Origin of the sequence: Marinobacter sp. VGCF2001, from assembly GCF_049943275.1 — a bacterium.
GTDB lineage: Bacteria > Pseudomonadota > Gammaproteobacteria > Pseudomonadales > Oleiphilaceae > Marinobacter.
The window spans coordinates 141,585-161,051 of record NZ_JBNFVX010000004.1; the positions used below are offsets into that span (position 1 = coordinate 141,585).

Here is a 19,467-nt window from a genome sequence, read left to right on the forward strand (position 1 = left end):
ATTCCGAGGCGCCGGCAGCGGGATGCCCGAAGCCGGCGTGTTTCGACCAGGATTAATCCTGCAACTGATCCCGGATCAGTTTCTTGTTGATTTTACCCACGCTGGTTTTCGGAATGTCCTCCACGAAGCGCATTTGCTCCGGAATCGCCCACTTGTTGATGTCGCCATTGTCGACGAACTGTTGCAGGTGCTGCTTGATGTCCTGCTCTGAAATATCCTCGCCGGGCTTGAGGGTGACCAGTGCGAACGGGCGCTCACCCCATTTCTCGTCCGGAATGCCGACCACCGCGGCGCCGGCGACCGCCGGATGCTGACTGATCATGTTCTCAAGGTCGAGAGAGGACAGCCATTCGCCCCCGGTCTTGATCACATCCTTGATGCGGTCTTTGATGGTCAGGGTGTTATCCGCTTCCATGGAGGCCACATCGCCGGTATGCAGCCACTGGCCCTGCCACAGCTCCTCGCCTTTGTCCGGCTGTTTGAAGTAACTCTGGGTCAGCCAGGGTGCCCGGGCCACCACTTCGCCTTTGGCCTCGCCGTCATGCGGCAGCGGTTTGCCATCGGGGTCGACGATCTCCAGCTCGGCCATGGGCACGGCCACCCCTGTTTTTACCCGGATCGCGGTTTGCTGTTCGGGCGGTAATTCCATGTCTTCGGGGTTCAGGTGGGTCAGGCTCAGCAGCGGACAGGTTTCCGACATCCCATAGCCGGTGAACATCTTGATACCCAGTTTGCTGCCGGCATCGCACAGACCTTTGGTCAGGGCACTGCCGCCAATCAGCACGTGCCAGTTGCTCAGGTCTGCGGTTTTGATGGACTCGGTGGCCATCATCATTTGCATGATGGTGGGCACGCAGTGAGAGAAACTGACGTTGTGCTCTTTGATCAGGTCGACCAGAAGCTCTGGCTCATAACGCCCGGGATACACTTGCTTGATGCCCATCATCGTGGCGGCGTAGGGCACGCCCCAGGCATGGACATGGAACATGGGGGTAACGGGCATATACACCGAGGAGGATCGCAGCAACGGCATTTCGTCGAAGTGGGAAATGCTGCCGGCCATGGAGAGGGTATGCAGAACCAGCTGACGATGGCTGAAGAACACCCCCTTGGGGTTACCAGTAGTGCCGGTGGTGTAGAACGTGGTGGCAACACTGTTTTCGTCGAAGTCCGGGAAGTCAAAATGGTCAGCGGAGGCGGCCAGCAGAGACTCATACTCGCCGTGGGTGTCCAGAGAGGTTTCCCCCGGTTGGTCTCTGTCGGTTACCTGAATCCAGGTTTTAACCGTTTCGATGTCGCCTTTTACGCTCTCGATAATCGGCAGGAAATCATCATGCACCAGTACCGCATCGTCCTCGGCGTGGTTCATGGTATAGACAATCTGCTCGGGAGACAGGCGCACGTTGACCGTGTGCAAAACCGCGCCAATCATGGGGATGGCGAAGAAGCACTCCAGGTAGCGCGGGGTGTCCCAGTCCATGACGGCGACAGTATCGCCGGGCTTGATGCCTGCATCGGTCAGGGCATTGGCGAGGCGATGGATGCGCTCGACCAGGTCCTCATAGGTGTACCGGCTGCGGTTGGCGTAAACGATTTCCTGCTTCGGGTTATACCGGGGCCCGGACATCAGCAAGCGCTTGATCAGAAGCGGGTACGGGTAAGCATTGTCAGCGGGTTTGAGAATTCGGGTTTGTGCCATGTTGTTGTCCTCTTCCTCTGCTTGTAATTGTTATGGTCGTCAGACTAGACGTTCATCATCAACTATACTGAACTTCCTGGTCCTTCCAATACCAAGCTATTGCTTTGGCGTGGTTTTTTCTGGTTTTAAGCGGGCCTCTTCCGCCGCCCGTGGCAGCCCACTGGAAAGCTTGTGGGTGATGGGGTCGTATCGCTCACGCAATTCGTCTTTCAGGGTGCCGCTCCAAAGCCTGGTGCCGGTGAAATAACCGGCTCTGCCGATAACATGGGCGGCAATCGGGGCTGTCAGCAGAATGAAAATAACAATGGCAATGGCGCGGGCCACCACCGTGCTGTCGCCAAAATGGAAAGCCACGCCGCCCATAGTCAGCATGGCTCCGAGCGCCCCGGCTTTGGTACTGGCATGCATTCGGGTAGGCAGGTCTGGCAGCCTTAAAATGCCGACAGCCGCGAGCACCATAAACGAGGCGCCCGCCAGCAGCAGAATCGAAACGATGATGTCAGTCATGGTTCACACCTCCTCTCTCGACAAACCGTGCGAAACCGATGGCGGCCAGAAACGCGGTCAGGGCCACCACAATGGCAACGTCCAGAAAACTGGCAACCCCGGTGTCGATGGCGTGTACGCCCACGTAACCGACCACAACCGAGGCGATCAGCTCCAGTGCGACCACCCGGTCAGGCAGGGACGGGCCGCGGGTCAGACGAATGAAGGCGAACAGCAGTGCCAGCGACAGCATCAGGTAAACGATATTGATCACAATATTGAGCATGGCATGCCTCCTAGCGCATCACCTTGAGAATCCGGCGTTCCAGTTCCCTCAGGCCTTGCCGGAGTTGCTCCTCGTCGTGCAGGAACATGGCATGGATAAACAGTACCTTCCGGTCGTCTGATACATCCAGGCTCAGGGTCCCGGGAGTCAGCGAGATAACGCTGCTGACAAACAGGATTTCCATGTCGGTGCGGGCAGTCAGAGGGAATGCAATCACGCCGGGCTTCATGTGCCAGACCGGGGTGGCAATGTCATAGGCAACCCTGAGGTTTGATTTGACCAGTTCCTTGAGGAAGTAGGCCAGAAAGCCGACGAAACGGGTAATTTTCCGGGAATAACCTTTCAGCGCGGGCACCTGCTTCTGCAGGACCATGAGCGCCAGATAGCCAAAGAGCAGACCGGCGAGCAGGTTCATCGCGGTGATGCTGCCGGTGAGCGTGACCCAGGCCAGGGCCAGCAGCAGGTTCCAGAACAGGCCGATCATTTGCTTTGCTCCCCGAGTACCGCCTCAATGTAGAGGTGCGGGTTCATCAGTTGCTGTGCAGCGGTTTCTGCCAACGCGTACACGGGCTGGCCATAGAGCCCGATGAGCAGGGTGCAGACGGCCAGGCCGAACACCGGCAGGTAATAGGCCCATTCGTGCCGGGCCCGGATGCTACCGTTGAGTCTGCGCTGGTCAGTAACGTGCTCCGGAAGCTTTTTCCAGAACACTTCCGCCCAGATTTTGATCATTGAGTAGAGGGTCAGCAGGCCCACCAGCAATGCGATTGCGGCGACGACGTATTCGCTGGATTCGAGGGTTGCGCGCACCACAACAAATTTGGCGAAAAAGCCCGAAAGCGGAGGAATTCCGGCCAGCGACAAGGCAGGAATCAGAAACAGCAGCGCCAGATAGGGGCGCTGGCGATAAACACCACCGAGATCCTTCAACTCATAGCTCCCGAGCAGGCGGTAGGTGATGCCGCTGACCAGGAACAGGTTCGTCTTCACGATGATGTGATGCATGATGTAAAACACGCCGCCGATCAGGGCCAGTGGCGTGAACAGGGCCAACCCGAGCAGCATATAGCCGATCTGGCTGACAATGTGGAACGACAGGATTCGGCGAAACTCGAACTGCGCGGCCGCCCCGAGCACCCCGGTCAGCATGGTCAGCGCCGCGGCCCACAGGAGAATGTTGTGGGTGTAGTCGACATCCTGGGTAAATATAAGCGTGAACACCCGGTACAGGGCATAGACCCCGACTTTGGTCAGTAGTCCCGCAAACAGCGCTGAAACCGCCACCTGGGGGGTGTGATAAGACGCTGGAAGCCAGAAAAACAGCGGAAAGGCCGCAGCCTTGATGCCAAAAGACACCATGAACATGACCGACACCACCGTTACCATGCCGGGATCGTCCACCTGGCTTACTTTCTGGGCGATGTCGGCCATATTGAGCGTGCCGACCATGCCATAGAGCAGGCCGACCGCTGACAGGAACAGCGCGGAGGAAAACAGGTTGAGGGTGACATATTTGATGGCCCCCTCCATCTGGGCGCGCTCGCCGCCTAGCGTGAGCAGGGCGAAGGACGCCAGCAACATAACCTCAAACCAGACAAACAGGTTGAAGATGTCGCCGGTCAGGAATGCCCCTGCCACACCGGCAAGCAGCAAGTGCATCAATGGGTAATAGCCGAATTTCTGGTGACCGTCAGGCGTGGAGGCCAGGGAGTAGAGTGCAATGGCCAGGCCGATGATACCGGTCAGCAGAATCATGATGGCCCCGAGAACGTCGGATACCAGCACAATACTGAAGGGCGCTGGCCAGCTGCCCATTTCCACCACCAGAAACCCCTGTTCAACGGTTGAGTGCATTAACCAGATGCTGGTGGCCAGCAGCAAGGCAGTCGCGACGACAGCCACGATGCGCTGAAGTCGGATAGAGCGCCAGAGTGCCAGGGAGAGGGCACCGGCAGTCAGCGGTATCAGAATCGGGAGCACAACTTCCAGGTTCAAGTGTCCGTATCCTTCATTTTGTCCAGATCATCGGTACCGACCACCTCATAGGCGCGGCGTATCAGCACCACGGCAAACGCCAGGACACTGAAAGCAATCACGATGGCTGTCAGTATCAGGGCCTGGGGCAGTGGGTCTGCGACCACCCCGGTGATTTGGTCGGCGCCATCAGCGATCAGCGGTGGTGCGCCCCGGGTTAAACCCGCCACCACGAAAATCAGCAGATTGGCCGCGTTACTGAGGATGATCAGGCCGATGACAATTTTGACGATCGAGCGCCGGAGCATCATGTAGATACTGGCGGCGAACAGAACGCCGATCACAAGGGCCATCAGGCTTTCCATAACGCCCCCTTTTCAGTGACAACGGTTGTGGCTGTCATTCCTCGGACTCCATCAGGCCGATAACAAATGTCATCAGGGTACCCAGCACGGCCAGGTACACGCCGATGTCGAAGACCAGCACAGTCGACAATTTCAGGTAGCCATCGCCAGGCAAAGGAAGTTGCCACCAGAATGCCGTGAGCATGGGCTGGCCGGTCAGCAGTGCGGGCAGGGTTGAAGCCAGGCCAAAAAGCAGGCCGGCGGCCAGAATGTCTCGGGGTTGCACGCGCAGCAGCTTTTGCGTTGATTCCGCACCAAAAGAAAACGCATGAAGTACGAAGGCACTGGCAGCAACCAGCCCGCCAATAAATCCGCCGCCTGGTTCGTCATGCCCGCGCAAGAGCAGGAAAATAGAGAACATCAGTTGCAAAGGCATGATCGCCAGAGCGGCAGTGTGCAGGATCAGGGTGTTGGATTTCATGGTTTGTACTGGTCCTCCGCCCGAAGCTTGATCATTGAGTAAACACCGATGGCCGCCAGTCCAAGAACGAATATCTCCCCCAGGGTATCCAGCTGTCGGAAGTCCACCAGGATGACGTTGACGATGTTTTTACCGAAGGCGAGCCCGTAACTGTTTTCAATGTAATAGCTCGAGATGCTGTCGAAATACTGAATGTCCAGTGCTGCCAGCATAATCAGTGTCATCACGGCGCCGGCGAAGACCGCCACGGATAGGTCGCGGTACCGCTCCCAGGTCGACGACAGCTTGGCGAACGGAGGCAGCCGGAAAAGCACCAGCACCAGCAGTATCACCGTGAGCGTCTCGACCAGAAGTTGCGTGATACCCAGGTCGGGTGCGCTGAAGTGGATAAAGGTCAGTGCGACACCAAACCCGAGAACCCCGACCGAGGCAACTGAACCCAGTCTCGACCGGGTGACACAGGCGAAGACCGTCGAGGCGACGATTAGCAGTGCAATCCCCCACTCGTAAAAATAGCTGTCGCTGAAATCCAGTGTGAGCTGGAGGCCATGTCGGCTCAGCAGGGTGTAGCCGGCCAGCCCAAAGGTAACCAGAACCAGGACAAGCAGATAAATACCAAGCACGCCGTTCTGCAACAGCCGCGTCTGCCAGCCAGCGACCTGGGTGATGCCCAGCATGAACCGGAAATAGCCGGCCTCCGGGCCAATACGGCTGCCGGCGGTATTGATGGCGCTTAACGTCGGCCGGAGCCGGTGCCAGTTGGCGACCAGGAGCGAACCGGCCAGCAGGCTGATCCCTGACAGTATCAGGGGCACATTGATGCCGTGCCATAGCGCCAGGGCAGTATCCACGGGGCCGCCAGACACCGAGGAAATGGCGGCATCAAGCACCCAGCTGGCGGGCAGGGAGGGGATAAGGCCAAAGCCCAGCGCCAGCATTGCCAGTACCGCGGGGCCGATCAGCATCGCTCCCGGCGCTTCGTGAGGCTGTTTGGGCGTTCGGATTTCCGGGCCGAAAAACGGTTTGATCAAAACCAGGCCCGCCACCGCTACCACCAGAATGGCAGAGAGCACCGTCGTCACCAATAACAGGGGTTGCCACATCGGCGCGTGCAACAGTGACTCGAGTAGGAGTTCTTTGGCCACAAAACCGAACAGAGGCGGAAGCCCCGCCAACGAGAGCGCCGCTAACCCGGTGATCAGCGCCGTCTTCGGCATCGGGTTACGGAGCCCGCCCATCTTGGTAATGTCTTTGGTCCCGGTTTCATGGTCCAGCGCGCCGGCCAGCATGAACAGTGCGCCCTTGTACAACGAATGTGCCACAAGGAAGCAAATAAAGGCGGTAATCGCCAGCTCTGTTCCAACGCCGATGAGCATGGTGAGCGTGCCAAGGGCCATCACGGTGGAGTAGGCCAGAATCTTTTTGATGCCGGTGCTGCTGAAGGCCAGATAGGCCCCCGTGAGCATGGTGGCCGCCCCGAACGCCAGTAGCGACCCGCTCCATAACGTGTCCTCGCCCATGGATGAATTCAATCGGGCCAGCAGATACACGCCTGCTTTCACCATGGTGGCCGAATGCAGGAAGGCGGAGACCGGGGTTGGTGCCGCCATGGCGTTGGGCAGCCAGAAGTGGAATGGTACCTGTGCGGACTTGGTGAAGGCCCCGATCAGAATACAAACGGCGGCCGCCGTGTAGTACGGGTGCTCATAAATAAGCAGGTTTGAGGCAAGCACTCCGGAGAACGAATGGCTTCCGGTGATGAACATCAGAAGGATCAGGCCGGCCATCAGCACGAGACCACCGCCTGCCGTGACAAACAGCCCTTGCAGCGCACATTTTCTCGCTTCGGCATCTTCGTGGTTGAAACCAATCAGCATATAGGAAGTAATGCTGGTCAATTCCCAGAACACGAAGAAGGTAATCAGGTTGTCGGCCAGAACCAGCCCGAGCATGGACGCCATGAAACAGAGCATGATGACGTAGAAGCGAACCAGGTCCTTATGGCCTTTGAGATAGGCGCCGGCGTAGATCAGTATGAAGGTGCCGATGCCGGTAATCAGAAGCGCGAAGACGAGGGACAGGCCATCAATCAGAAAGTCGAGCGTTATCCCCAGGCCCGGCATCCAGGGATTTTCGATCAGTAGCGAGCCCTGTTCACGAACGGCAGGCACGAGGCTGATAAAAAACACCAGCAGACTCGCCGGCAACAAAGCCAGCACCCAACCAATGTAATGGCCTGCCATACGATGCAGCGCCGGCACAGCGAATGCCAGCAGAAAACCGGAAAGCACAGCCAGTAACATCATGGACGGTGGCTCCTCTTAGGCCTGACAAGAAATTATTTAAAAATGGTTGATGTTGCTAGCCTTTTGTTTAATTACGTATCGTTTGACCAAAAGGCTCATACAGCCTCTGATTTTCAAGCGGTTATTGATCCCAGGTTTGGCCACGAGTGGTTTTCGTGGTTTTTACTTCCAGATGCATGGCGGCCTTTGCCAGAAAGTTGGCACTGATCGGCGCGGTCATGAAGAGGAACGCTGTGATCAGAATTTCCTCTACGCCGACCCCCTGGCCCAGGGTGCTGAAGTAGATTACCGAACTGATGACAATAGCGCCTACGCCCACCGTGGTGGCTTTGGTCGGCCCATGCAGGCGGGTATAGAAATCGGGCAGGCGGGCCAGGCCAATGGCGCCGACCAGAGTAAAAATTCCACCGATAATCAACATGATGGAAATAGCATATTCCGCGAAGGTGCTCATAGGGTGCGCTCCGGTTTATTCAATGACGCTGCCGCGTTTGAGGTATTTCGCCATGGCGACCGTGCCGACAAAGCCCATCACCGCAATCAGCAGGGCAGATTCAAGATACATTCGGGTTTTCAGTGTAATCCCCAGCAGAATGATCAGTGCAATGGCATTGATGTAGAGGGTATCGAGCGCCAGTATCCGGTCTGGCGCATCCGGCCCCTTAATCAGGCGATAGACGTTTAGCAGGGCGGCCAGCGTGACCATGGCGATGGTGATGTACAGTGCATTGAGCATCATTGGAACATCTCCAGCAAAGGCTTTTCATAGCGGGCCCGGATGGTGTCGATGACTTCTTGTTCGTCCTCGGCATCCAGGGCGTGGATCAGAAGCAGCTTGTTGTCGTCACTGACATCCGCGCTTACCGTACCGGGTGTCAGGGAAATGGTGCTGGCCAGAATGCTTATGCCCAGCGGGTTCTCCAGTTCCAGGGTATAACAGATGAACATCGGGCGCGGTTCTCGGGGGCTCAGGATCAGCCTTGCGACATCCACGCTGGCAATCACAATATCCCAGAGTACCCGCAGCAGGTAGGCGGGGGCGCGCCAGCCTTTGAGGAAGGCGGGCGGGTCAGGCCAGAAGCCCTGGGTCATCAGCGGAATCACCCAGGCCAGAATCAGGCCCAGAACCAGGCTGCCACCGCTGATGCCATCACTCAAAAACTGCCACATGACAAACAGGGTCAGGCTCAGCCAGGGTTGGGGGAACCTAAGACGATCAAGCATCAGTTATCCTCCCCGACCATCGGAAACTGCAAGATCTCGATGTAGGCGTCGTTGTTGTGGAGCTGTTCTGCCGTAGCATCGGTGTAGCGTGTAATGGGCCCGGCCAGCACCACCATGACCACCGCCAGTGCGGTCAGAGCGCCGGCTGCCACGGAAATCCGGCCATTGAGCGGATCTGGCTTTTCCAGATGGCCGTCGACGGTCCGCCAGAAGACAATGCTACCGGCGCGGCTATAGGCAATCACGGTAAGGAAGCTGCCGGTCAGCAGGACCGACCACAGCCACGCCATATCACGGCCAGACTCGACCGACTGAAGAATCAGCACCTTGCCGAAAAAGCCGCTCAGGGGCGGAAGGCCTGCCGCGGCCACCGCACCCACCAGGAACAAAATGCTCAGCAAGGTCCGGTTATACATTTTCGGCGCGGTAATGATCCGGTCACCGGCACTGCCGCGCTGATTGGCGATCAGTTCTGACACAAGGAACAGGCCGCCGACCGTCCAGGTGGTGCTCAGCATATAGAACAGGGCGGCAGACAGGCCGGCCTCCGAGCCCAGAGAAATAGGAGCCAGCAGGGTGCCCACAGAGATAATCACCTGCCACGCCACCAGGGTTTTCAGGGTGCCAGAGCCCAGCGCCCCGATGACCCCCATGGCAAGGGTGGCCAGGGCGATCGGGAACAGCCAGTCCATGCCCAGGTTGGCCAATTCGCCGGCATCGTCGCCGAACACCAGCGGATAGACCCGCAGGATGGCGTAGATGCCGACTTTGGTCATCACCGCGAACAGGGCCGCAACGGGCGCGGTCGCTTTGGAGTAGGCCCGTGGCAACCAGAAGCACAAGGGCAGAATGGCGGCTTTCAGGCCGAACACCACCAGCAGCATCATGCCGCCCGCCTTGACGATGTTAACGCCTTCTCCGGACACTTCGGGGATTTTAACCGCCAGGTCTGCCATGTTCAGCGTGCCGGTGACACTGTAAATCATGCCCACGCTGATCAGGAAAATGGCAGAGCCAATCAGATTAAGCACCACATAGTGCAGACCAGGCACCGTTCTGATGGTGCCGCCGCCATGCATCAGCAGGCCATAGGAGGCAATAAGCAGCACCTCGAACGCAACAAACAGGTTGAACAGATCACCCGTGAGGAACGCAATGTTCAGCCCCATGAGCTGGAACAGGAACAAAGCATGGAACTGCCGGTTACCTTCATCTGCACCACCAATGGCATAGAGATGGCAGAACAGAGCCAGCACCGCTGTCATGACCAGCATCAGGGCCGCCAGTCGGTCGAGCACCATGACAATGCCGAACGGGGGTTGCCAGTTCCCGAAAGCGTAAATGCGGTAACTGCCATCGTCAGCCAGCACCAGAAGTACAATGGCTGAAATCAGGATCAATACCGTGGTCGCCAGTGCCAGGGTCCGGCGCAGTGTAATGGGGGCATAGCCCATAAGGGCTTGCAGAATGCCGCCAATCAGAGGAATCAGAATCGGAGCGGTAAGCCAATGGTTCATTTACCGTTTACCTCCACTTCTTCCTCCGGGGCCGGCGATTTGTAGGGTTGCTTTCCATCCACATGGTCATCTTCATTATCCGCGAGATTCCGCAGGGACATCACCACCACAAAGGCGGTCATGGCAAAGCCGATGACGATGGCGGTCAGAACCAGTGCCTGGGGTAGTGGGTCGGCGTAACTTTCGGCACTGCCGAGAATGGGTTGCTCCCCGGTCGACAACCGGCCGGTTGAGAACAGGAAGAGGTTGACGCCATAAGACAGCAACGTGAGACCGACCACCACGGGAAACGTGCGCGCCCGCAGCAACAGATATACCCCGGATGCGGTCAGGGCACCAATAACCAATGCGAACACGAGTTCCATTACGCGCCCTCCTTTTTACTCTTGATCGCCGAGTGGGGAGATATCCGGCCAATACTGACCAGTGCCAGCAGGGTTGCTCCGATGACCGTCAAATAGACGCCGAGATCAAACACCAGCGCCGAGGCTACCTCGAACTTGCCAACCACCGGCCATGTGATGTAGCCGAAGGTTGACGTCAGGAACGGATAACCGAAGGCCAGGCTCCCGGCGCCTGCTACAAAGGCGAACAGCAGTCCGAGCCCGATGACATTGTGGTAGCGGAACGGCACCCGGTCCTGGGTCCAGTCCATGCCACTGGCAATGTACTGGAGGATCAGTGCGATCGACGTGATCAGGCCGGCAATGAAACCACCACCGGGAAGATTATGGCCACGCAGGAAAATGAAGGCCGAAATCATCAGCGACAGCGGCAGCAGCGGCCGGGCTATCAGGCGCAGCATCAGCGGGTGCGTATCCCGGGACCAGGCATGGCCCTCGCCATCGCTGGGCGGCGGCGTTAAGGGGGTGTTCTTCAGCAAGGCATAGATGCCCAGCGCAGCAATGGCCAGAACCGTGATCTCACCGAGGGTATCGAAGCCCCGGAAGTCCACCAGAATGACATTGACCACGTTAGTACCGCCACCGCCGGATTTGCTGTTTGCCAGGAAGAACTCGGAAATGGAACTGAATGGCTGGGTCAGCATCGCCAGCGTCACCAGAGTCATGCCGATGCCGGCAATGCCGGCAATGGTGACATCCCGCAGACGACGTCTGAGCGGCGTCTCCACCGGCGTCCAGGCCGGCATATAGAACAGCGCCAGCATCAACAGAACAATAGTGACCACTTCCACGGAGAGCTGGGTCATGGCCAGGTCTGGTGCCGAGAAACGGGCAAAGGCGAGAGCCACAATCAGCCCAACAACGCTGAGCAGCACCAGAGCATAGAATCGTTGCCGGTGCATGGCGGCGGTGGCCAGGGCACACAGCACCAAAACACCTGCGGCAATGGCCGTTGGCCAGTCTAACGGGCTCAAACCCTGTTCGCCGACGAAAATACCGAGATCCAGCAGCGGCATCGCGGCGACCGCCAGCACACTGACGACCAGCAACATGGCGTATCGCTGAAGCGAGCCATTTTCGATCCGTGTCGTGAAGCGATTCGCCAGATCAACCACGCGCAGGACAACAGATTCGAAAACGGCTTTTTCATCAATTTCCTTGAAGCGGGCATGGAAGTCGAAGAACTTCTGGCGCTGGCTGTACATGATCAGCCCACCGATGAACGCGGCAAAACTCATCATCAGTGGCAGGTTGAATCCGTGAATGACGGCAAGCTGATAGTCCGGCACCGCGCCGCCGAGCGTGGCGCTGGCTGCCGCGTTCAGCAGTGGGCCCACGGAAATCGCCGGGAATATGCCGACCATGATGCAGGCAAAGACCAGAATCTCGACCGGTATCTTCATGTACCGGGGCGGTTCATGGGGCGGGTAAATAGGCAGATTGACCGGCTTACCGTTAAAAAAGACATCGTGGATAAAGCGGGCCGAGTAGGCAACCGCAAAAATACCGGCGAGGGTGGCAACGATGGGTGGCAGCCACGCCCAGATGCCCGGCAGGTTCAGCTCCAGGGATTCGGCAAAGAACATTTCCTTGCTGAGGAACCCGTTCAGCAGTGGCACCCCCGCCATGGAGGAGGCCGCAACCATGGCCAGTGTGGCGGTGTGAGGCATATAGCGCCAGAGTCCGTTTATCCGCCGCATATCGCGGGTGCCGGTTTCATGATCAATGATGCCGGCCGCCATGAACAGGGAGGCCTTGAAAATCGCGTGATTGATCACGTGGAAGACGGCTGCTACCGCCGCCAGTTCCGTACCCATGCCGAACAGCAGGGTGATCAGCCCGAGGTGACTGACGGTTGAATGCGCCAATAGCCCTTTCAGGTCATGTTTGAACATGGCCACGTAAGCGCCAATCAGCAAGGTAGCCATACCGGTAAAGCTGACCATATAAAACCACTGTTCGGTACCGGCCAGGGCTGGATAGAGGCGGGCCATCAGGAAAATGCCGGCTTTTACCATGGTCGCCGAGTGCAGGTAAGCTGAAACCGGTGTCGGGGCCTGCATGGCGTGGGGCAGCCAGAAATGGAACGGGAACTGAGCCGATTTGGTGAAGGCGCCCAGCAGAATCAATGTGAGCGCAATCGGATACATGGCGTGCGCCTTGATCTGGTCCCCGGCCGCCAACACGTCATCCAGCTCAAAACTCCCGACGATGTTTCCAAGCATCAGAATGCCCGCGAGCAGGGCCAGCCCGCCGCCGCCCGTGATGGCCAGCGCCATCCGGGCGCCCCGCCGTGCATCTTGCTTGTGGTTCCAGAAACTGATCAGCAGGAACGAGGTAAGGCTGGTCAACTCCCAGAAAATCATCATCAACAGCAGGTTACTGGACAGCACAATACCCAGCATGGAGCCTTTGAAACACAGCAGGAGGGCGTAGAATTTGCCGATATTCTCTGCCGGCTTCAGATAGTAGCGGGCATAGAGAATGATCAGAATGCCGATAACCAGAATCAGTAATGCAAATAGCAGCGACAGGCCGTCAAGGCGAAAACTGAACGAGATGCCGATGGCCGGCAGCCATTGCCAGCTGTTCAATACGGTACCGCCGTCTGCGAGGGTTTCCCAGTGGGGGAACAACGCTGCGAGGGCAATAATGGCCGGGACAGAAGAAGCAATCGCAATCGCTGTTCGCCCTCCCAGAGCGAACAGCGGGGCGATGATAGCCCCTAAAAAAGGCAGAAATACAACCAGCGGTAGCGACATCGCAACCTCGTTATTGGTTTTCTTTTACATGAATACTGAAGGCGTGTTTGCCTGAGTCTAGCCTCCGGCCGGGCACCCTGCACGGCGTGTATCGTGACGGAACCTGCATCAGAGGAAGTGAATCAGCGGGAAACGGGTGGGTCCGGAAAATACGGAAGACGGCCCCGATGCCGCGCAATATCGGCGGTAACGGGCGGGCGGATAATTCTAATGCAGCCGTAGGACCTTTCGGTCATGGTTGCTCCGTCAGCAGAACTTGAAATGCGATAATACGTGGCCCGTCTGTGAGGTCAAGTAAACATACGATTGATCAAGTGTATACTCCCGATAAAAATCTGAAGAGAGTAAGCCATGACCAATACCTATCCGAACCTGTTAAAACCGCTCGATCTCGGGTTCACCGAGCTCAAAAACCGGGTGCTGATGGGGTCGATGCACACCGGCCTTGAAGACCGATTCTGGAATATCCACAAGTTTGCCAGGTATTTCGCAGAACGCGCAGAGGGTGGCGTCGGGCTCATGGTTACCGGTGGTTTTTCACCCAACCTGGTCGGTCAGCTGGCTCCGCTGTCCTCCACCATGAACAACCGCGCTACCGCTTTGTTGCACCGTCATGTCACCGGTGCCGTGCACGAGGCAGGCGGGAAGATCTGCCTGCAGTTGCTGCACGCCGGGCGCTATGGCTATCAGCCGCTGATTGTTTCGGCGTCGGCCACCAAGGCGCCGATCAGCCCGTTCAAAGCCAGGGCGTTGTCGACCCGGGGCGTAGAGCGGCAGATCAATGATTTCGTTAGCGCCGCCAAACTGGCCAGGTTTGCCGGATATGACGGCGTGGAGGTGATGGGCTCGGAAGGCTACTTCATCAACCAGTTCCTGTGCGAACGAACCAACAAGCGCACCGATAAATGGGGTGGGCCGTTTGAAAACCGTATGCGCCTGCCGGTAGAGATCGTCCGCCGGATGCGCGAGGCCGTGGGCCCTGACTTCATCATTATTTACCGGTTATCCATGCTGGATCTGGTGGAGGGCGGCCAGACCTGGGACCAGGTTGTCACCCTGGGTAAAGCCATCGAGCAAGCCGGAGCCACCATCATCAATACCGGAATTGGCTGGCACGAGGCCCGGGTGCCCACCATCGTCACCTCGGTGCCCCGTGGCGGTTTTGCCGATGTGACCGCCAAATTCTATGGTGAAGTGAACATTCCGGTCTGCACCACCAACCGGATCAACACCCCTGAGAAAGGCGAAGAAATCCTGGCCGCTGGCAAGGCCGACATGGTCTCCATGGCCCGGCCTTTACTGGCAGACAGCGAGTTTGTGCGCAAGGCCGAGCAGGGCCGCGGTGATGAAATCAACACCTGCATTGCCTGTAACCAGGCCTGCCTGGACCACGTATTCCAGGCCAAGCGCGCCTCCTGCCTGGTGAATCCCCGCGCCTGTCATGAGACCGAACTGGTGCTCACCGTGGCACCGGTGGTTCGCCGTGTTGCCGTTGTCGGTGCCGGGCCGGCCGGGCTTGCGGCGGCGACAACAGCGGCCAGGCGAGGCCACAAAGTGACGCTGTTTGAAGCCGACGACAAGATTGGCGGCCAGTTCAATTACGCCAAGCGCATACCGGGCAAGGAAGAATTCTACGAGACTCTGCGTTATTACCAGCGCCAGATTGAATTGCTGGAAATCGATCTGAAACTGGGCACCCGCGTGCAGGCGGCGGAGTTGATCGAGCAGGCCTTCGACGATGTCATCGTGGCCACCGGAGTAAAGCCACGGACACCGGCTATTGAGGGCATCGATCATCCCAAGGTGCTGGGCTATCTCGATGTCCTTCGCCACAACAAAACAGTGGGCAAGAACGTGGCCGTGATTGGGGCAGGGGGGATTGGCTTCGACGTCAGCGAATTCCTGACCCACAACTTCGACAAACAGCCGGAGGGAGAGCAGGTCAGCGTGGCTGACTGGCAGGCCGAGTGGGGCGTTAACCCCGAATTCGAAGGCCCCGGTGGTCTGGCTGAACGGGCGCCGGCGGAAACACCCCGGAAAATCTACCTGATGCAGCGTAAAACCGGGAAAGTCGGCGGAGGCCTGGGTAAAACTTCAGGTTGGGTGCATCGGAGCAGCCTCAAGCACCGGGATGTCGAAATGCTCAAAGGCTGCAGCTACGAGCGAATCGATGACCAGGGCCTGCACATCAGCGTGCGCGACAAGGACGGCAACACCGTTGAGAGCCGTGTGCTGGACGTCGACAACGTGATCCTTTGCGCGGGGCAGGAGTCTTATCGGGAGCTGTTTGATCAGCTGGAAGCGGCGGGAACCAGTGCCCACCTGATCGGCGGCGCCGACCTGGCAGAAGAGCTGGACGCCAAGCGTGCTATCCGGCAGGGGACCGAAGTAGCTGCTGCTATCTGACGATGGTGCTCTGCAAGTTCCGGTGGCCGCCGTGTTCGAGGCGGCTACCGGGCCAACTTCAAAGCATTGAATATGGCTTCGGCTTCGGCCTGTAAAACCTGACAATGCAGACTGTTGCCCTGCTGCAGGGCGTGCTCAACCTGCCTGAGTTTCATGTCATACAACCGGCTGAGAATATCCGCCTGGTTCTTTTTGATTGCTGTGTTCATGTCAACCTCCCCCAAACGGGATGGCTCTGTCAGAAATATTTACGTAACACGGCAAAAAACTGCCTACTGTCTCGTTTCGATGCATAACACGGGCCACAACCCTAGCCCAAATCTCTGCCGATTCCCAGCCTCAGGCCGACTAACTGAACTTTGCGCGATAGGCACCGGGCGACAGGCCGGTATGGCGGCGAAACAATCGGCTGAATGAGCTGACATCCTCGTAGCCCACGGCCCGGGTCACCGATTCAAGCCCCGCCGCTGTGGATTCCAGCTGGCGGCGAGCCTCCTCGACCCGCAACAACTGCAGATAAGTGGAGGGAGAGTCTCCGGTTGCCTGGCGGAACCGACGCAACAGCGAGCGCTCGGACAAACCGGCAAGTGCGGACAGTTCCGGTAGCGATACCGGTTTCCGGAAATGTTTTTCCAGCCAATCCTGCAGCTTGTGAATCGCCTGGTCCGAGTGGTACCGCTTGGCCTGCAGCACACTGTAAGGCGCCTGGCTGGTGCGCCCGGCATCAATCACAAAGGCTTTCGCCAATTCCCGGGCCACCTGGGCTCCCGCTAACCGCTCTACCAGATACACCCCAAGGTCCCACCAGGCCATGCCGCCCCCGGCACAGGCCACCGGTCCATCGACCGTCACCAGCTTTTCAGGATGCAGATCGACCCGCGGAAACCGCCGCCTGAACGGATCGCCAAACCCCCAGTGGGTGGTCGCCTCCCTGCCATCAAGCAATCCCGCCGCCGCCAACAAAAACGCACCGGTACAATTACTGGCCACCCGAACATCGCCGGGGGGTGCATCCTGAAACTGTGAAAGCCACTGAATTAATGGTTTGTTGGTTTGCAGAATGTCATCAATAGGGGCACCAATGGTCGGAATAATCAGCAGGTCATCGGTACCTATTTCATCGATATCCTGCCAGGAGCCATCCGCCAGCAAGGTCACGCCATTAATGCATCGGCAGGGCTCACCGGTTTCGGTTAACAGCCGGGTTCTGAACCGGGCTGTTGGCTGTTCGCCATGGATTCGTGCCCAGGTCACCCCGGCCAGGCGAAACAGATCGATCATGCCGGTGATGGCACTGGCCAGCGCTCCGTTAAAGCCGATGATAGTGACGGTTTTCATTTATGCAGTGTCTGTGTTTTGGGTTGTGGCATCGGATGAACTGGCATGACGGCAATCTTCCTGTCAGGCCGCTGGCATGGGGACTCTCTTCCGGGAGTGTGCGCAGCAGGGAAGCTGCGCTCAAGCCCCCACGGATGGGTTCACGGCGTCTCCCGGAAGAGAGTCCCCTTGACAGTGGCCGTCTTGCAAATGCGAATCTTGGCGGATTTGGCCAATAATAAGTCAGAAATGACAATTCCAACAACCATAGCCGGTATGAGACGCTATGGCCAATCAACAGGAGACCAAGAATGACCGACACCCTGATCGACCGCCGCGACCTGGCGTTCCAGCTCTACGAAGTAATGAACACCGAAGCCCTCACCCAGCGCGAGCGCTTCAGCGAACACAGCAAAGAAACCTTCGACGCCGTCATCGAAACCGCCGATAAAATGGCGAAAGAAAAATTCGCCAACCACAACAGCGCCGCAGACAAAGACGAACCGAAATTCGTTAACGGCCAGGTTGATATGCTTCCGGAGGTTAAGCAGGCCTTCGACGCCTACGCCGAAGCCGGCTTCCTGGCTGGCCGCTACGACTATGACCTCGGCGGTATGCAACTGCCGGAATCGGTTATGGCCGCCTGCAACGGCTTCTTCACCGCCGCCAACCCCGGCACGGCCGGTTACCCATTTCTGACGACTGCGGCCGCCAACCTCATCCGTGTATTCGGCAACGACGAGCAGAAAAGCAAATTCCTGCCGAATATGCTCAGTGGCCGCTACAGCGGCACCATGGCCCTGACTGAGCCCCATGCCGGCTCCAGCCTGGCCGATATCCGCACCTCCGCCACGCCCACCGACGACGGCCATTACCTGATCAAGGGCGCCAAGATTTACATCTCCGGGGGCGAACAGAGCATCACCGAGAACATCGTCCACATGGTGCTGGCCAAGATCAAAGGCGCTCCGGCCGGTGTCAAAGGCATCTCCCTGTTCATCGTCCCGAAATTTCACGTGGACGAAAGCGGGAACCCGGGTGAACGCAACGGAGTCAGCCTGGCCGGCCTGATCCACAAACTCGGCTATCGCGGTACCACCAGCACCGCCCTGAGTTTCGGCGACGATGCCCCTTGCCACGGCTACCTGGTGGGCGAACCCCATCAGGGCCTGAAATATATGTTCCAGATGATGAACGAAGCCCGCATTGGCGTCGGCTTTGGTGCCGCCGTAATCGGCTACCGGGGCTATATGCACAGCCTGGATTACGCCAAAGACCGGCTACAGGGCCGCAAAACCAGCGAAAAGAACCCCGAGAGCCCGCAAATTCCCATTATCGAGCACGCCGATGTGCGCCGGATGTTGCTGGCCCAGAAGGCTTACAGCGAAGGCGGCCTGGCCCTGTGCCTGTACGGTGCCCGCCTGATGGACGACCAGCACACCCATCCGGATGAACAGAAACGGATGGAAGCCGGCAAACTGCTGGACCTGCTGACTCCGGTGATCAAGGCCTGGCCGTCGGAATACGGCCCGAAAGCCAACGACCTGGCCATTCAGGTATACGGTGGCGCAGGCTACACCCGCGAATACCCGGCCGAGCAATGCTGGCGCGACAACCGCCTGAATCCTATCCATGAAGGCACCAACGGCATCCAGGCCCTGGATTTGCTGGGCCGCAAAATCTGGCAGGACCAGAGCCACGGCCTGCAGCTGCTGATGCAGGAAATGCAGATTGATTTACAGGCGGCCACCACCGACCGCTGTCAGCAATGGGCGTTGTCGCTGAGCGAAACCCTGCAGCAGGCGGTAAAAGCGACCCAGAGCCTCGGCAAATCCCTGATGGGAGGCGACGTCGATAAAACACTGGCCAATGCCAGCTGCTACCTTCATCTGTTCGGCCACATCATCGTCGCCTGGATGTGGCTGCGCCAGGCCAATGCCGCGGCCAATGCGCTGGGCTCTGCCAACAGCGACAGTGAACGCAACTTCTATCAGGGCAAACTGCAGGCCGCCCAGTACTTCTTCCACTGGGAATTACCGACCGTGGCCCAGGACCTGGTTTTGCTGCGGAATCAGGATGATACGTGTTTGAACATGAAGGCTGATTGGTTCTGAGTTTGATGCTTTGGTTCTTGATGTAGCCTGCTGGTTTGGGAGCAGGCACGATCGGGGGGGGGGGGGGGGGGGGGGGGGGGGGGGGGGGGGGGGGGGGGGGGGGGGGGGGGGGGGGGGGGGGGGGGGGGGGGGGGGGGGGGGGGGGGG

18 protein-coding genes are annotated in these 19,467 nt (G+C 58.4%); 2 read left to right on the top strand and 16 right to left on the bottom strand.

The genetic code is table 11. The features are described 5' to 3' along the window. Positions 1 to 52 precede the first annotated feature (52 nt). The 14 genes from ACP2AU_RS07370 to ACP2AU_RS07435 form a co-directional block, all read right to left on the bottom strand. On the bottom strand, positions 53 to 1,699 hold the full coding sequence (locus tag ACP2AU_RS07370; RefSeq protein WP_426375464.1) for a fatty acid--CoA ligase: 1,647 nt from the start codon (positions 1,697 to 1,699) through the stop codon (positions 53 to 55). Between the two features lie 96 nt (positions 1,700 to 1,795). After that, on the bottom strand, positions 1,796 to 2,206 hold the full coding sequence (gene mnhG / locus ACP2AU_RS07375; RefSeq protein WP_426375465.1) for a monovalent cation/H(+) antiporter subunit G: 411 nt from the start codon (positions 2,204 to 2,206) through the stop codon (positions 1,796 to 1,798). Next, positions 2,199 to 2,471, bottom strand: coding sequence for a monovalent cation/H+ antiporter complex subunit F (locus tag ACP2AU_RS07380; RefSeq protein ID WP_426375466.1), 273 nt, complete (start codon positions 2,469 to 2,471; stop codon positions 2,199 to 2,201). The genes mnhG and ACP2AU_RS07380 overlap by 8 nt, the downstream gene beginning before the upstream one ends. A gap of 10 nt (positions 2,472 to 2,481) precedes the next feature. Continuing rightward, positions 2,482 to 2,955 (bottom strand): Na+/H+ antiporter subunit E, encoded by a 474-nt coding sequence (locus ACP2AU_RS07385; protein ID WP_426375467.1) that lies wholly within the window; start codon positions 2,953 to 2,955, stop codon positions 2,482 to 2,484. Next, positions 2,952 to 4,466, bottom strand: a complete 1,515-nt coding sequence (locus tag ACP2AU_RS07390; protein WP_426375468.1) for a Na+/H+ antiporter subunit D — start codon at positions 4,464 to 4,466, stop codon at positions 2,952 to 2,954. Before ACP2AU_RS07390 ends, ACP2AU_RS07385 begins: the two co-directional genes overlap by 4 nt. Further along, a complete protein-coding gene (locus ACP2AU_RS07395; RefSeq protein ID WP_426375469.1) occupies positions 4,463 to 4,810 on the bottom strand; it encodes a Na+/H+ antiporter subunit C in 348 nt (115 codons plus the stop codon). Before ACP2AU_RS07395 ends, ACP2AU_RS07390 begins: the two co-directional genes overlap by 4 nt. Positions 4,811 to 4,844: 34 nt before the next feature. Further along, positions 4,845 to 5,270 (bottom strand): Na+/H+ antiporter subunit B, encoded by a 426-nt coding sequence (locus tag ACP2AU_RS07400; RefSeq protein WP_426375470.1) that lies wholly within the window; start codon positions 5,268 to 5,270, stop codon positions 4,845 to 4,847. Beyond that, positions 5,267 to 7,576: a putative monovalent cation/H+ antiporter subunit A gene (locus tag ACP2AU_RS07405; RefSeq protein WP_426375471.1), complete on the bottom strand. Its 2,310-nt coding sequence runs from the start codon at positions 7,574 to 7,576 to the stop codon at positions 5,267 to 5,269. Before ACP2AU_RS07405 ends, ACP2AU_RS07400 begins: the two co-directional genes overlap by 4 nt. A gap of 121 nt (positions 7,577 to 7,697) precedes the next feature. Continuing rightward, entirely contained in the window at positions 7,698 to 8,030 is a 333-nt protein-coding gene (locus ACP2AU_RS07410) for a Na+/H+ antiporter subunit G (RefSeq protein WP_426375472.1), read from the bottom strand. A 15-nt stretch (positions 8,031 to 8,045) separates the two neighbouring features. After that, the gene (locus ACP2AU_RS07415) at positions 8,046 to 8,315 is read right to left on the bottom strand and encodes a K+/H+ antiporter subunit F (protein ID WP_426375473.1); all 270 of its coding nucleotides are present in this window, start codon (positions 8,313 to 8,315) and stop codon (positions 8,046 to 8,048) included. After that, positions 8,312 to 8,800 carry a Na+/H+ antiporter subunit E gene (locus ACP2AU_RS07420; protein ID WP_426375474.1) on the bottom strand — a complete coding sequence of 163 codons (489 nt, stop codon included), beginning with the start codon at positions 8,798 to 8,800 and terminating at the stop codon, positions 8,312 to 8,314. The genes ACP2AU_RS07415 and ACP2AU_RS07420 overlap by 4 nt, the downstream gene beginning before the upstream one ends. Further along, positions 8,800 to 10,317: a monovalent cation/H+ antiporter subunit D gene (locus tag ACP2AU_RS07425; RefSeq protein ID WP_426375475.1), complete on the bottom strand. Its 1,518-nt coding sequence runs from the start codon at positions 10,315 to 10,317 to the stop codon at positions 8,800 to 8,802. The genes ACP2AU_RS07420 and ACP2AU_RS07425 overlap by 1 nt, the downstream gene beginning before the upstream one ends. Beyond that, entirely contained in the window at positions 10,314 to 10,682 is a 369-nt protein-coding gene (locus ACP2AU_RS07430) for a Na+/H+ antiporter subunit C (RefSeq protein WP_426375476.1), read from the bottom strand. The genes ACP2AU_RS07425 and ACP2AU_RS07430 overlap by 4 nt, the downstream gene beginning before the upstream one ends. Continuing rightward, positions 10,682 to 13,483, bottom strand: a complete 2,802-nt coding sequence (locus tag ACP2AU_RS07435) for a monovalent cation/H+ antiporter subunit A (protein ID WP_426375477.1) — start codon at positions 13,481 to 13,483, stop codon at positions 10,682 to 10,684. Before ACP2AU_RS07435 ends, ACP2AU_RS07430 begins: the two co-directional genes overlap by 1 nt. A gap of 351 nt (positions 13,484 to 13,834) precedes the next feature. On the opposite strand from ACP2AU_RS07435, the gene ACP2AU_RS07440 reads away from it, so the two are divergent. After that, positions 13,835 to 15,889 (top strand): FAD-dependent oxidoreductase, encoded by a 2,055-nt coding sequence (locus tag ACP2AU_RS07440; protein ID WP_426375478.1) that lies wholly within the window; start codon positions 13,835 to 13,837, stop codon positions 15,887 to 15,889. Positions 15,890 to 15,933: 44 nt separating this feature from the next. Here ACP2AU_RS07440 and ACP2AU_RS07445 read toward each other — a convergent pair whose 3' ends face one another. Together ACP2AU_RS07445 and ACP2AU_RS07450 are read right to left on the bottom strand one after the other, a co-directional pair. Then, complete coding sequence (locus ACP2AU_RS07445; protein ID WP_426375479.1) at positions 15,934 to 16,098, bottom strand: hypothetical protein; 165 nt, start codon at positions 16,096 to 16,098, stop codon at positions 15,934 to 15,936. Between the two features lie 139 nt (positions 16,099 to 16,237). Next, complete coding sequence (locus tag ACP2AU_RS07450) at positions 16,238 to 17,227, bottom strand: GlxA family transcriptional regulator (protein ID WP_426375480.1); 990 nt, start codon at positions 17,225 to 17,227, stop codon at positions 16,238 to 16,240. Between the two features lie 290 nt (positions 17,228 to 17,517). On the opposite strand from ACP2AU_RS07450, the gene ACP2AU_RS07455 reads away from it, so the two are divergent. Beyond that, the gene (locus ACP2AU_RS07455) at positions 17,518 to 19,320 is read left to right on the top strand and encodes an acyl-CoA dehydrogenase (RefSeq protein ID WP_426375481.1); all 1,803 of its coding nucleotides are present in this window, start codon (positions 17,518 to 17,520) and stop codon (positions 19,318 to 19,320) included. Positions 19,321 to 19,467: the final 147 nt, after the last annotated feature.

Coding starts and splice junctions, on each gene's coding strand:
- ACP2AU_RS07370 (WP_426375464.1), bottom strand. CDS start 1,699: ATGGCACAAACCCGAATTCTCAAACCCGCTGACAATGCTTACCCGTAC.
- mnhG (WP_426375465.1), bottom strand. CDS start 2,206: ATGACTGACATCATCGTTTCGATTCTGCTGCTGGCGGGCGCCTCGTTT.
- ACP2AU_RS07380 (WP_426375466.1), bottom strand. CDS start 2,471: ATGCTCAATATTGTGATCAATATCGTTTACCTGATGCTGTCGCTGGCA.
- ACP2AU_RS07385 (WP_426375467.1), bottom strand. CDS start 2,955: ATGATCGGCCTGTTCTGGAACCTGCTGCTGGCCCTGGCCTGGGTCACG.
- ACP2AU_RS07395 (WP_426375469.1), bottom strand. CDS start 4,810: ATGGAAAGCCTGATGGCCCTTGTGATCGGCGTTCTGTTCGCCGCCAGT.
- ACP2AU_RS07400 (WP_426375470.1), bottom strand. CDS start 5,270: ATGAAATCCAACACCCTGATCCTGCACACTGCCGCTCTGGCGATCATG.
- ACP2AU_RS07405 (WP_426375471.1), bottom strand. CDS start 7,576: ATGATGTTACTGGCTGTGCTTTCCGGTTTTCTGCTGGCATTCGCTGTG.
- ACP2AU_RS07410 (WP_426375472.1), bottom strand. CDS start 8,030: ATGAGCACCTTCGCGGAATATGCTATTTCCATCATGTTGATTATCGGT.
- ACP2AU_RS07415 (WP_426375473.1), bottom strand. CDS start 8,315: ATGATGCTCAATGCACTGTACATCACCATCGCCATGGTCACGCTGGCC.
- ACP2AU_RS07420 (WP_426375474.1), bottom strand. CDS start 8,800: ATGCTTGATCGTCTTAGGTTCCCCCAACCCTGGCTGAGCCTGACCCTG.
- ACP2AU_RS07425 (WP_426375475.1), bottom strand. CDS start 10,317: ATGAACCATTGGCTTACCGCTCCGATTCTGATTCCTCTGATTGGCGGC.
- ACP2AU_RS07430 (WP_426375476.1), bottom strand. CDS start 10,682: ATGGAACTCGTGTTCGCATTGGTTATTGGTGCCCTGACCGCATCCGGG.
- ACP2AU_RS07435 (WP_426375477.1), bottom strand. CDS start 13,483: ATGTCGCTACCGCTGGTTGTATTTCTGCCTTTTTTAGGGGCTATCATC.
- ACP2AU_RS07440 (WP_426375478.1), top strand. CDS start 13,835: ATGACCAATACCTATCCGAACCTGTTAAAACCGCTCGATCTCGGGTTC.
- ACP2AU_RS07445 (WP_426375479.1), bottom strand. CDS start 16,098: ATGAACACAGCAATCAAAAAGAACCAGGCGGATATTCTCAGCCGGTTG.
- ACP2AU_RS07450 (WP_426375480.1), bottom strand. CDS start 17,227: ATGAAAACCGTCACTATCATCGGCTTTAACGGAGCGCTGGCCAGTGCC.
- ACP2AU_RS07455 (WP_426375481.1), top strand. CDS start 17,518: ATGACCGACACCCTGATCGACCGCCGCGACCTGGCGTTCCAGCTCTAC.